We start from the raw sequence: 12934 nt of genomic DNA on the forward strand, positions 1-12934 counted from the left end.
TAGTCTTCGTTAATGCCATGAAGCGGATCGTCTACTTTATCAAGCCTTGTATACCAGCTATCTGTATCGAATACACCTACTTGCATCTAAATCATCATGGTTTTGATGGCGTATAGACCGATCAGATTCGCTTCTGGTAACACGCATCGATCCGCTTGTTGGCAAAAAAAATTGCTGGTGGGTTAATAGAAGGTGCTCAAGAAACGAATAATCAATATTTTCTTATAGCCAAAAGCGTCTCAACAACCCTAAAACTATTTTTATTTTTTGAACATACGCTCACTAACAAAAGTAAAATCAAGCATAAATTTTTGTTATGATAAAGCTATTCTTGTCTGAGAATTAAGTATTTTTAGAATAAAAAAGGGTTGAATTGCTTGTCAGAAAATCTTTAGCTAACTTTTTTTCTCATCAACCTGAATTCATGGCGATAAATATGCTTAGCGTTCCCTAATCATCACACAATTCTCCAGAGGAAACCACTACTAAAGCTGCCCGTAAAACCCTACGATGTAGCGTATAGCCTTCTTGTAAAACCCGAACAATTACTCCTTTTTCATGTTCTGAATCGGGAACTTCTTTTATTGCTTGGTGAAATTCCGGGTTAAAGGCTTGATGCAAAGGATTTACCCTGATAATACCAAATTTTTCAAAAATGTTTTGTAATAGGGAGTATGTTAATTGAATTCCTTTATAAAATGCTGAACTTTCTTCAGACTCCTGTCCAGTTAACGCGCACTGCAGACTGTCTGCTACCGCCAACAATTCCTTAGAAAAAGCGCTAATGGCAAACTGTTCTTTGTCTTTACTGGCGGCTTCGATTCGACGACAACGATTCTCTGTCTCTGCTATAAGGAGCAGCCGTTCTTTTTCTAAGTGGTGAATTTTTTCTTCTAAAGTACTGACCTTCTTCTCTGTACACGTTTCGCACTCTTCGTGAGATGTTCCGTCGTGTTCAGTATGAATGTCAGCCACCTCTTTTTCTAAATCTTTGTGCATTTTTACTCCTTTATAAATTGGGTCATTTTTTCTATTATAGGGATAATTTTTTGATAGTCCATATAAAAAGGACCAATAGCACCAATGGCACCTTGTGCATCTTTACAAGAAAAAGATGTAAATACCAAGTTAAATCCTTCAAAGGAAAATCGATCGCTTTCTCTTCCAAATAGAACATAAAAATCATCTCTTTTTCCCTGTAATTGAGATAAAATTCCCACCAACGCTTCTTCTCCTTCAAGCCACTTCAAGAGCGCTTGAAACGTCGCAAGAGTTGTAGTACCTGATAAAGCATCAATGAGCTGCGATTGTCCTCGAATTAATATATGATGAGACGCAGATTGTTTCAGCGTAACACTAGCTTCTAAATTTTCTAAACATTCCGAAAGATATTCGGGACTATTATGATGAAGAACGTGCTGACGAACAGCACTTAAAGACTGGTCTGTCACAATATGAGGATTCAAATAATGATGATAAGAAGCCAAATGTTCTGGAGTAACACGTTTAGGTAATCTAATAGCATAAGGGGAAACAATCTCATTTTCAAAAATTAGCACTCCTACTGCATGTTCTGGTGCAACATAAACAAAATCTAAGTATTTTAGGCGCGGTAAACGCACAGACTGCATAAAGAAAAATCCCGCACATCTACATAAGGAAGCAATGGTTTGAATTACACTATCAGGACTAAAGTGATTACGCCAAGATTTAAATGCTAATTGCAATGCATCTTCTGTAGCCTCAGAAAGATAATTAATCTTACGTAACCTTTGGATGTAAAGCGTCAAAGCATGAGAGGTTGGAACACGTCCTGAAGAACAGTGGTCCGAAGTTAATAATCCCTCCTTTTCTAGCTTTGCCATGATAGCACGCACTGTGGCAGAAGATTTCGCAAACTTAAGATGTTCCGCTACTCGCTTAGAGCTTACGGGACTGCGCACTTCTAAATAAATATCAATAACGTGCCACAACATTTCCAAATCTTTCTGGCTTGAGAGGGCCACTTTCTTTGGTATACTTGATATCCACACTTTTTGATTTTAACAGATAATATCCAAAAGAACAAGAATGAAGCTAAAAAATTCTAGAAATGTTTCACTAAAATGAGCCATAACAAGGTTTCGCATGAAACCAGTCCTCTGCTTTCATAAATACGACCCTAGATAAGGTGTTGCAATCTAAACAATTCGCTCTTTGTGATTGACGCGGATTTCGGTCTTAAAAAAGTGACGTTCTTTTATCAAAATAAAACAGTGTTTACGCTTTCTGGGGACGCTCAACAGGCTGATTTTTGGCATGGATAATCATTACTTTTATAGTCTGTTTTAGAAGATACGTTACCTTTGTGACGGGCTTTCACTCCGGTCTATAGGGGCTGACGTTACTGAATAATTTGGTACGCGGAAACCATTTGATTTCAAACATAAAGCTCACCAATTCCTAGCTATAGTAAATCACTTTGAATTAGTTGCGCAATTATGGCTAGGATAAAAAGAAAAATGTCCACAAGTCCATACGGTAACCATTTTAAAAAAAAGTAATACGTTTCCTAAGCGAAAGAAAGCCTCAGCAGTGTTTGAGGTTCCCAGAAATACAGTAAGTAGATGGCGTAAGCAATATAAGAAAGAAGGAAAGTACGATGCTAGAGAACGTTTAAAATGTAACCGTAGGCTGGACTATGCCAAAGGTAGAATTTTTGTCAAAAATCATGAAAAGGATAAATTGAAGGAGATTAGGATTGAGTGTGCTATAAACAAAAGATATGCCGCAGTAATATTAAACCTTTTTCTTTGGAGAAGAAGAGGAGGAAAAGTAAGATGGATATCTAGAAGTCATAAAAGATACTCCCAAACAAAGTTTTGTATAGTATTGATGAAAGTGATGTTGATTTGGCGAGTTACAAAGAGAAGAGATAAAGCAGAAAAAAGGGAAGAACTTTTATGTAAAAGACGTGATAACTATTATAAAAAACTATAGTAATCTGGCTTAGTGAATAATTAATCTATAGCAACCATAACGAGTTTTGCAATACGAATTTTTTAATTATTGGTGAAAACACTGTTAAAGCAAAGCGCTAAAGTGTTTGGCTAATTAAATTATGGATCATGCTTCATTTCAGAACTCTCAGAAGACAAAAAATGATGAAATCTATTAGTTTAGAGGTAAATTTTTTATCCCTAATATTCACTAGATTTAAATTCTATAGAGAAATTCTGGGCTAATATAAAATGATGGACTAAGGATAAAATTACAGAATGCGCTTAATGATACGAGACTATAATTCGCTTCTTTTTTTCCCACCGAATACGATATAATTTAACTATACTACGTAAAGTGTAGAAGACTTAGCGATAAAAAAAGCCTTATTATGTTTCTAAGCATATACCACCATTCGCCCCCCCAAAAAAACATTTTTTTCAAAATGTAAAGCCAAAATCAGTACATCCGGTAGCACTTATAAACTAGATCTTTAAGACAGAATTTTGATGCTTCTGAGCCCATTTTGGTCTCTGAGATAGTTTTTGAAAAGTGAAAAAGTATCGAAAGAAGCGGTAGAAATCCTCATTGTTGACGCAACGGAGCAATCCGTAAAAAACGTCCAAAGTTTTATTACTCCGGAAAAAAACGCTTCACCGTGCTACTAGCACTACGTATCTCAAGCCAGGATCGTATTATGTATTTGACCTCGGAGTCATCCAGGATTTTACTGTTTTTAAACATGAAAAACGTTCCCCAAAAGACGACCCAGACTATCAAGGGATTAGAAATACCCATCAAAACGCTGATTTCTTTACAAAGCCTAAAAAATAACCCCATGAACTGGCAAGAAAAAGCGTTTAATACAGCACTTTTTTACTTTCGAGTCGGGGTAAAATCCAGTTTTGGGAACATAAAATCATCTAAAACTATATCAATCGCTAGCGTAACACAATCATGCGTTATAGTCTGAAATTCAACATCATCGCGGCTATCGTGAACCTCAAACATTGCTTCCCACAGTCTCTCTTGGAAAAGGGAACATTGTGTTCCATTGTTTTTTAGTAAAAATCTGTTCATAATAGGGGCAGTTTAGGTATACTTTATTTGTAATGTCCGCTTCTTATCCTGTTTTACTTCCTAAAACTCAGTTTCCTATGAAGGGAGATCTTGGTGTTAGGGAGCCTATAACCGTTGCGTGGTGGAAAACCATTAATCTTTATGCTCTTCTTCGTGAGCTTAGAAATGGAAAACCTTTGAAGGTGTTGGCGGACGGACCTCCTTATGCTAACGGTCCTATTCATCTAGGACATGCATTAAATAAAATTTTAAAAGACATGGTGAATCGATTTAATGTTTTGCACGGCTTTGATATAGATTTTGTTCCTGGCTGGGATTGCCATGGTCTTCCCATTGAAGCGCAAATTGAAAAGCAGTACCTGAAAAAAGGGATCAAGAAACGAGAAATTTCTGGAGAAGAACTTCGAACCCAGTGCCGGGAGTTTGCGGAACATTGGATTCAAGACCAATCCTCGGCCTTTCAAAGATTAGGGGTGATGGGACAATTTGATACACCCTACTGCACCATGGAGAAAACATTTGAAGCCTCTGTGATTCAGGCACTTTTTGAATTATTTGAAAAAGATTATATTTATCAAGGTACGCGGCCTGTGTTGTGGTCTTGTGCAGAGCAAACCGCTTTAGCAGAGGCAGAAGTAGAATATCAGAATATTACATCTCTTGCGTTATATGTTAAGTTTCCTGTTCATCCCCGTATACTGAGCACTTATTTTCAAGGTTTTTCCGCCGTTTCTGTCATAATTTGGACTACAACGCCTTGGTCTATTCCAGGAAATCGAGGAATTTGCTATCATCCAGAGCTTAGTTATGTATGTATTCGGGTGGAAGATGGGAATTCGTTAGCATGGGAAAAAGGAGAAGGCGTGTTGGTAGCGCAAGATCGCCTTAGTGCTATCCAACAAGAGTTAGGAGTCACTCAATACAGTATTATCTCTACGATACCGGAAGCAATGCTCCGAAATATCGTATGTCTTCATCCTTTGTATGCCTTGGGGTACACTTTTGATGTACCCTTGTTACCTGGTACTCACGTAACCTGCGATATTGGAACAGGCTTTGTTCACACCGCTCCTAGTCACGGTCCCGAAGATTTTGTTGTGGGCCTTAAATATAAACTAGAAATTCCAGAAACTATTTTGCCAGACGGAAAATTTGCATCTCATGTTCCCCGTTTTTTCGGTGTAGACATGTGGAAGGCAAACATTAAAGAAGCTTTGGAGGAAACTGGCATGTTGGTGTCAGCGCAATCTTATCTTCATAGCTATCCTCATTCTTGGCGTTCTAAAACACCGTTATGTTATCGCACTACACCTCAGTGGTTTATTCGTTTGGATACGGAAGATCCAGAGTGCTCCTTGCGTGCGCACGCCTTAAGTGCTATTGAAGCAGGAATGGTTTCTTGGCATCCAAGATCTTCGGCCCATCGATTATCCAATATGCTCCGTCATCGGCCGGATTGGTGTATTTCTAGGCAACGTGCCTGGGGGATTCCTCTTATGTTCTTTCTTCATAAGGAGACTGGGGTTTGTTTGAAAGATTCTTTGATCTTTCAAGCCCTATGTGAACGGGTTCAACGGGAAGGCGTAGATTTTTGGTTTACCGATGCACCTTTTCAGATGTTTCCTGAACTTTCTCCCCAAATGTGGACCAAAGTGGAGGACATTATGGATGTATGGTTGGAATCTGGATTGACCCATAGAGCAGTTTTGAAGTCTCGTAGTGAAAATGCCCAACAACTATGGCCTGCTTGGACGTATTTCGAGGGGTCTGATCAGCACCGAGGATGGTTTCAATCTTCTTTACTGACTGGTGTGGCGTTGGAAGGTCGTCCTCCGTTTCAAAGTGTGCTTACTCACGGATTTTTGTTAGACGCAAAAGGAGAAAAACAATCTAAATCTCAAGGAAATGGCATTGATCCTGTGGAATTTTCAAAAGAGCATGGCGCAGATTTACTGCGTTTGTGGGTTGCTCACGAAGATTATGAAAAAGACATTCGCGTAGGAGAGGAAGTATTTGCTCGAGTCAAAGACATGTATAAAAAATGTCGCAATACTTTGAGGTTTATGTTGGGTGCTCTTCACGATCTTTCTGCGGAAGAGTTGCTCCCTGTACATGAGCTAGATTTTTTAAGTCGTCGGGTACTCCATACGATGCATCAAGTGCATGAGTTATTATTACATTCCCTTTCTCTAGACCAAGTAACGAACCCAACCTTTCAAGGACGTTGTTTAAATATTCAATCTTTTTTACGCCATCTTGTTCATTTTTGTACAGATCTTTCTGTCCTTTATTTTGATATTAAAAAAGATACATTGTACTGCGATGCACCACAAGCTTTAGCACGAAAACAGGTGCGTACTACGTTGGTGTATTGTTTCATGTTTATATGCAAACATCTGGCGCCTATTCTTTCGTTTACCGCGGAAGAAGCGTTTACCATCTTTGGGAAAGAAATATTAAGACTGGAAACTTTGATTCATACTCCCCAATGGAAACGAGATATTGTATCTCCTCATGCGAACAAGGTTTGGCAATGGCTGCACCAAAATGCTTTGGTGCAAGAACGGGCTTATTGGTCTGTTCACCTTCAAGACGTATTCACGCCACCTTCCTGTTTTGGAGCGTGGGAGGGAGCATCTTGTAATGCACATGTTTTAACGATTCGGAGAGAGGTAACAGAAGCGTTAGAGGTATTACGAAAAAATAAGCAGATAAAAAGTAGTCTTGAAGCCGGTGTGTGTATCGGATTAACGGTGGAAGATGGAAGAATTGCTGAGCCTTATGCCCATCTTTATGAAAATATTTTTCTGGAATTGTGCTTGGTGTCAAATGTTAAAATTCTTTGGGATCAGGAATATTTTTCAGTGAAAGTAGAAGTCTTGGCTTGGAATAAATGTCCTAGGTGTTGGAAATTATATCAAGATATTCAAAAAGATGCGTTGTGTGCACGCTGTGAAACAGTGTTGGCTTCTTTGAATTAATTTTTATGTCACGATTCGTAAAAATTTCAGTCTGCTTTTTTTAACAACTCAGATCTTACGGATGCGTGTATAGGATTCGGACTAAAAATTAAAGTGTTTTGGAGTAGGTACTCAGTGTGGGGCACCAAAAAATTCTAAAGTTTCAGTCAACGTTCTAAAGAAGAGTGTAGATTTTGGTGCCACTGTTTCTGAAACACAGCTCAGATTACTTAGGGTTTTTTAGTGTTATTCTTAGTGTCGGAAACTTCTTTCATATTCTGGACAAAATTTTTATATAATTTGCTTTTTGGAGCTATGGTTTTGGGTGGACTAGACAGAGGATCAATAGTGGCCTTTGTGCTGTCTAAAGATGATGTTTTACTTTTGGACTTTGGGTCTCCTTCTGTTTTTGTTTGTGCTTTTTTCTCAGTTCCTAGCCCTAGTCCCAGATGAGCTATTGCTTTTTGTGATTGCTCCATTTGTTCCGGAGATATCCCATATGCCTGCATAAAGGCTTCGTTCGGTTCGTGTTTGTGATAGGAATGAGGGTTATCCTGACCTTCGGCAAAGCAGGCGGTACTCAGAATTCCTAAAAAAAGTGGAATATGTTTTTTATACATTTTTTTTATTTTTATTTTTTTACACATTAATAGTATCATTTATTATTTAATTATTTATTTAATTTTTATTATAAATTTTAAGATGAACAGTTTTCTTTTCTGTCTAGTTTTAAGAAGTACACTCTAAACGTATAAAGTAACTCATAAGACGTTTCTAGAGACGATGAGTGTGAAGAGGGGGCACTTTTCTTGAAAATTTCCTAACCTTGTTTTGTGTGCAATACTTTGGTAGAATGTCGTATTGAAGGGCCTAAAAAGAAGTGCATTTTTTAGAATGGATTTTAAAAAAAATAAAAAAAGTATTGTACTGTGGGTGATCCTAGGATTGTTGATCATTTCAGTCTTTAATTTATATCGAAAAAACTTGGGAACCGCTCCTGTGGTGGTAGATTATTCGGAATTTATTGAGCGGGTCCAAGAAGGGAAAGTGCAAGACGCGGCACTCCAGGGCGAGGTATTAGAAGCAATTTATAAAAATGGGGAGCGCGTGCAAATTTTTCTTCCTAGAATTATTCAACTTCAAAACCTTCCTTTAACTTTATTTAAAGATAAAGGTGTACGCTTTCGATTTGTTCCATTGGAAGTATCTTTTTTTAACTTCTATACGTTGCTCCAGATTGCGCTTCCTTTTTTAACAGTGGGGTTAATTTGGTTTTTGTACTATCGTAAAGCTCAAGGTGGCGGGGGACGTTCTTTAGGATTTGGGCAATCAAAAGCAAACTTTATAGATCCCAGTCAGCACCATATCACTTTTGCCGATGTGGAAGGGGCAGAGAGCGCAAAAGAAGATCTTCAGGAAGTCGTAGATTTTTTAAAAAGTCCAGAAAAATTTGAACTTTTGGGAGGGAAAATTCCTAAAGGTGTTCTTTTGGTAGGACCTCCAGGGACAGGAAAAACATTATTAGCCAAAGCGGTGGCAGGGGAAGCAGGCGTCCCCTTCGTATTCATCTCTGGTTCAGATTTTGTAGAAATGTTTGTGGGCGTTGGTGCTAGCCGTGTAAGGGATCTGTTTCGTCAAGCAAAAGAGCAAAAACCTTGTATTATTTTTATTGATGAGATTGATGCAGTGGGAAGGGCACGGGGAGGTCATGCTGGTGGAGGTCACGATGAACGCGATCAGACTTTGAACCAGTTACTGGTGGAAATGGATGGGTTTAATGAGCGTGAAGGCATCATTGTTTTGGCTGCCACCAATCGTGTGGATGTGTTAGATAAAGCGTTAATTCGAGCCGGGCGTTTTGATCGACAAATTATGGTTCCTCTGCCAGATTTAAAGGGAAGAGAAGGAATTTTGCGTGTGCATACGCGAAAAGTTCTCTTGTCTCCCGAAGTTTCTTTGTTACAGGTGGCGCGAGGGACTATTGGGTTTTCTGGAGCAGATTTAGCAAATTTAGTCAATGAAGCGGCATTACGTGCTGCAAAGTTAAACAAGAGCTCCGTAGATAAAGAAGATTTTGAGGCAGGACGTGACAAGATTCTTATGGGTCCAGAGCGTAAACATATGATTATGACAGAATCGGATCGTCGTCTTACTGCTTTTCATGAAGCGGGGCATGCTTTGGTAGCTGCCTATTCTTCTCACTCAGATCCCATTCACAAGGCGACTATTGTTCCAAGAGGAATGGCTTTGGGATTAGTGATGCGTTTGCCAGAAACAGATAAAGTTTCTGTGACGAGAGCTTCATTATTGGCAGATTTGGACGTGGCGCTGGCAGGACGGGTTGCGGAAGAAATGATGTTTGGAGAGGAAGGAATTACTACTGGCGCATCCAGTGATTTTAGATTTGCTACAAATTTAGCAAGAAAAATGGTCACCCATTGGGGAATGAGTAAAAAAGTAGGGTACTTGTTTTATGGAGAACAAGATGAGTATTGGGGTGGATTAACTGCTCATATTTCAGATCGAGAAGTTAACCAAATTGATGAAGAAATTCGCAATCTCTTGAAAGCCGCCCATCAACGTACTTTAGACTTATTAACTCGTTATAAAGATCAGCTAATTTTACTGGCAGAAACTTTGCTTACCTATGAAACACTCTCTGGGGAAGAAATCGATGAATTGCTGGAAACTGGGGTGCTTAAACGACCAATCCCCGAGGTAGAGGAAGAAAAAAAAGAAGCAGTAGACTTAAAAAACGGATCTGAGCCGGGTGTCTTAGTGGAAGATTTTTCTGTGGAAAATAAAGAGTCTGGTACCCCTGAAACACCTTCTATCTTTCCAATGGTTTTTCAATTATTAAAATCTTATTGGAGAATGGTATTAAAACATGGAGGAGTCTTGGGCGTGTAGCATTTTTCCTTAAAGGGCAAGCAGAGAAAGACAAAAGAGAATCTTTCACTTGATAAATAATCAAAGACATTGATGAAATAATCCGATGTACATTGAGAAGTGAGGCATATAGAGACAAGATCTTAAAGGATAAAGTTTAAAAAAAATTTCTGAAGTGTAAAGTAGTTTTGCTCCGAATTACAGTTTTCTTCAGTTATTAGTTATAATTTGCTAGAGTTATACGAGCATATCTAACTAATATTCTGCACTGAAATGAAGATAATAAAGAGAAAAACAACGAATTAGAGTGTGTACAGAATGTGATAGGCTTTATTTTTGAGGCAATTGGTGCTAAGCTAACGCTATTAATCGTTTAACTCGATTGAGTTGTGGTAAATATTGCGGAAGATCTAGTGTTTTTATACTATTTTAAAACCTTAATCTGCTGTTGTAACTGGATTATTTAATTAGATAGTGCGCTATGAACATAAAAATAGATTTTCTCGGTAAGTTTAAAACAAAAAAAGTTTTGGGGATTAAGAAATAGGTTAGTTTAGTTTTTATCATAACAATTTTTAAATGGAGCAGAATTGGTTTTTAAGATTGAATTTAATATTTTTCCTTTTTCTTTTTTTCTTGTAGTGTTAGTTTAGAATTTTAAAGATTTTGAGTGGGAAAACCGATGTTTAACTTTTTAACCGTACTTGTGCAAGTGCTCGGTTACATTTGTTTTTGAGGACATTTTTTCCTTTTCTTAAAAAATAGTTTTATAATTGAGGTTGTATGGTGTTATGCTCGATACTCATGGCTTATCTAATCTAAACTAACTTTTGAATCTCCAAAAAAGTGGACCCAATTCTTTATAAAGGATGAAATCATAAACCAATTCCGTGACGTTTTAGACACATGCACACTTTCAATAGCCAAAAATTTTGGTAATTTTTCTCTTTAGTGTATTCCGTTTTTCTTGCCCCAAGTATCAGAGGTTCGTTTTAGACCCAAGAATCATCAATGCCAAAGAGACTATCCACATAAAATTGTGTCCTATAAATTGGGTAGTAAAGTAATAAAAGTTACGCCCTAATCTTTTCTAGCGGCCCAAAATCTTCTTTTCTCACAAAGGATAAGCTGCCTATCCTATTTTCTGTACCTGTTCCAGTGTCACATCAAATAATCTCAAAAGTGCTTGGAGGTTTTTTAATGTTTGTATACTTTATTCTCATAAAAAATTACGTTCAGAGTGTTCCCATACTTTTCGCACCTTTTCACCTAACGTTCACTCTTTTATCTTAAATTTGATCTTTACGCAAACTGTTGATTATAGTTTAGGAGATAATAAGAATGAAGTGATTCAAGCGATTTAACAGATCATGAATGGGAGTTAATTAAGGATCATTTTGAATAAGGCAAGTATAGTAATGGAAGTAAGCACCAAAAAAAAGCCTGTTAATAGAGTATTTTATGTAATAAAGCGCAGCTTCTAATGGGGAATACTTTCAACATACTCGAATATACATTCATTTTATCGAAGAGGTAGAATCAAAGAAATACGGAAAAAAGTATTACGAAATTGCTGTAGAAGCTTCCGAAAATAGGGTGATGATCACTTATTCTATGCTTTTGTTAAAGCGGATAGCTAAGGCGTGTTCACATTTAAGTTTACTTTAGAATTATGAGTGATGTAGTAAAATGAACGAAGGAAAGAAAAGCGTGTGCAAGTGTGTTATATCTGGGGTGCAAAGCGCCTGAAATGGGTTAATTTCTTGAACATTGGCTCGACTAGAGTGCGTTCTTTATAAAGATCTGCGTCAAATTCTCTGGGGTTTTTTCGCATGGAGCGTGGGGGGATGACGGCTTTATTGCTGCCAGTATAATGTGCCAGTATAATGAACAATGTCATCGGCATCGTAGCCTTTATCCGCCAATAGCGTTTTAAAGTCAAAATTCTCTATTAAATCAAGAGCTTTGGTATAGTCAGAGCACTGAACAGGCGATAGAATGAATTTGATGGGGGTGCCTAAAGTATCCCATACAGCGTGGATCTTCGTGTTAAAACTGCCTTCTGAGTGCTCCAGTGCTTGTTCTTGTGTACCATTACTGTATTTTTTTCTGGCGCCCGCGGCGTGTGGATAGAAGAAAATCATTGTGGAATCAAGCATAATCTTATTCCGTATCAGCATCTGCTGCAAAGGTAAGGAAGATCATTTTCTACACACTGGCTTTGGACCATCTTATCAACCGTTTGTGAACACTCCACTATTTCTCGTAAGATTCTGGCAAGGTACGCCACACTTGCACCCTTGCGGGAAGTCCACATCACGATATTTATAAATTTTCGATTATCGCGTTACCAGAACCTCCTGAATCCCCTTTTTTTCCAGGCAATCTTATCTCCTGTTGTAACTAGATACCTTAATTTTATAACACTACTTAATGATAAATGTCGATATAATCTGTAAATACAGGCTCTTAAATGTTTCAACAATTCAAGAAGGTGAGTTGGATGACGGTTCTAAAAAATTGGAAAAAAAGTCTTTAGCAAAAAGTACTGGAGTAATATACCTTAATTTTTTAGCTTTTCTGATATATTCAGAGGCGTTTTTCCTGGATACAGCTTATGTATAGTAAACATATAGCACTAAGTGCGGAAAAAATCCGGTTACAGTTTCATATCATTGAGCGAATTCTGTAAGTCTATCCTTGATTAATTGTTTTATGTGAGTTTAAAACTTTTCTATACGATTTAGATCTAGTGAATAAAGATGTAAAAAAAAGTATTTTTCAGACCACAGATTGGATACATGATCTACAATCTAGCCAGGTTTAGATGTTTGATCCCAGAGAGTTATGGTATATATTATGAAGATAATAATGCATGGAGAAAAAGCTTATGGGACAAGTATTACACGCAAATGCCAGAACAACGGAGGCAATCCGTAGAGAGATCCGTGATAGTAAAGAGAGCATAGGAAAAGCGGCTAAAAGATTTAATGTTAACCCAAAAACAATCCTCAAGTGGAGAAAAA

Annotated in this window: 6 protein-coding genes and 2 pseudogenes; 4 read left to right on the top strand and 4 right to left on the bottom strand. The window is 37.7% G+C overall.

The features are described from left to right. Window positions 1-450: 450 nt before the first annotated feature. Complete coding sequence (locus HCUR_RS05240) at window positions 451-999, bottom strand: nucleotide exchange factor GrpE (RefSeq protein WP_104207066.1); 549 nt, start codon at window positions 997-999, stop codon at window positions 451-453. Between the two features lie 2 nt (window positions 1000-1001). Continuing rightward, on the bottom strand, window positions 1002-2006 hold the full coding sequence (locus HCUR_RS05245) for a hypothetical protein (RefSeq protein WP_104207067.1): 1005 nt from the start codon (window positions 2004-2006) through the stop codon (window positions 1002-1004). Between the two features lie 568 nt (window positions 2007-2574). Between HCUR_RS05245 and HCUR_RS05250 the strand changes: the two genes are divergently transcribed. Together HCUR_RS05250 and ileS are read left to right on the top strand one after the other, a co-directional pair. After that, window positions 2575-2979, top strand: a complete 405-nt coding sequence (locus HCUR_RS05250; RefSeq protein WP_104207068.1) for a hypothetical protein — start codon at window positions 2575-2577, stop codon at window positions 2977-2979. A 1112-nt stretch (window positions 2980-4091) separates the two neighbouring features. Next, a complete protein-coding gene (ileS, locus tag HCUR_RS05265; RefSeq protein WP_104207071.1) occupies window positions 4092-7040 on the top strand; it encodes an isoleucine--tRNA ligase in 2949 nt (982 codons plus the stop codon). Between the two features lie 209 nt (window positions 7041-7249). Here the strand turns inward: ileS and HCUR_RS05270 are convergent, their stop codons facing one another. Next, window positions 7250-7639, bottom strand: a complete 390-nt coding sequence (locus HCUR_RS05270) for a hypothetical protein (protein ID WP_129591925.1) — start codon at window positions 7637-7639, stop codon at window positions 7250-7252. Window positions 7640-7913: 274 nt separating this feature from the next. Here HCUR_RS05270 and ftsH point away from each other — a divergent pair, with 274 nt between their 5' ends. Then, a complete protein-coding gene (gene ftsH, locus HCUR_RS05275; protein ID WP_104207073.1) occupies window positions 7914-9929 on the top strand; it encodes an ATP-dependent zinc metalloprotease FtsH in 2016 nt (671 codons plus the stop codon). A 1638-nt stretch (window positions 9930-11567) separates the two neighbouring features. Here ftsH and HCUR_RS10265 read toward each other — a convergent pair. After that, window positions 11568-12299: pseudogene (locus tag HCUR_RS10265) on the bottom strand (IS5 family transposase). A gap of 499 nt (window positions 12300-12798) precedes the next feature. Between HCUR_RS10265 and HCUR_RS09625 the strand changes: the two are divergent. Beyond that, window positions 12799-12934 (top strand): annotated as a pseudogene (locus HCUR_RS09625) (IS481 family transposase); the annotation flags it as partial.

It is taken from the genome of Holospora curviuscula (assembly GCF_002930195.1).
GTDB classification, from domain to species: domain Bacteria; phylum Pseudomonadota; class Alphaproteobacteria; order Holosporales; family Holosporaceae; genus Holospora; species Holospora curviuscula.

Excerpts from the sequence above, each read along its gene's own strand:
- HCUR_RS05240 (WP_104207066.1), bottom strand. The coding sequence starts at position 999 with ATGCACAAAGATTTAGAAAAAGAGGTGGCTGACATTCATACTGAACAC.
- ileS (WP_104207071.1), top strand. The coding sequence starts at position 4,092 with ATGTCCGCTTCTTATCCTGTTTTACTTCCTAAAACTCAGTTTCCTATG.
- HCUR_RS05270 (WP_129591925.1), bottom strand. The coding sequence starts at position 7,639 with ATGTATAAAAAACATATTCCACTTTTTTTAGGAATTCTGAGTACCGCC.
- ftsH (WP_104207073.1), top strand. The coding sequence starts at position 7,914 with ATGGATTTTAAAAAAAATAAAAAAAGTATTGTACTGTGGGTGATCCTA.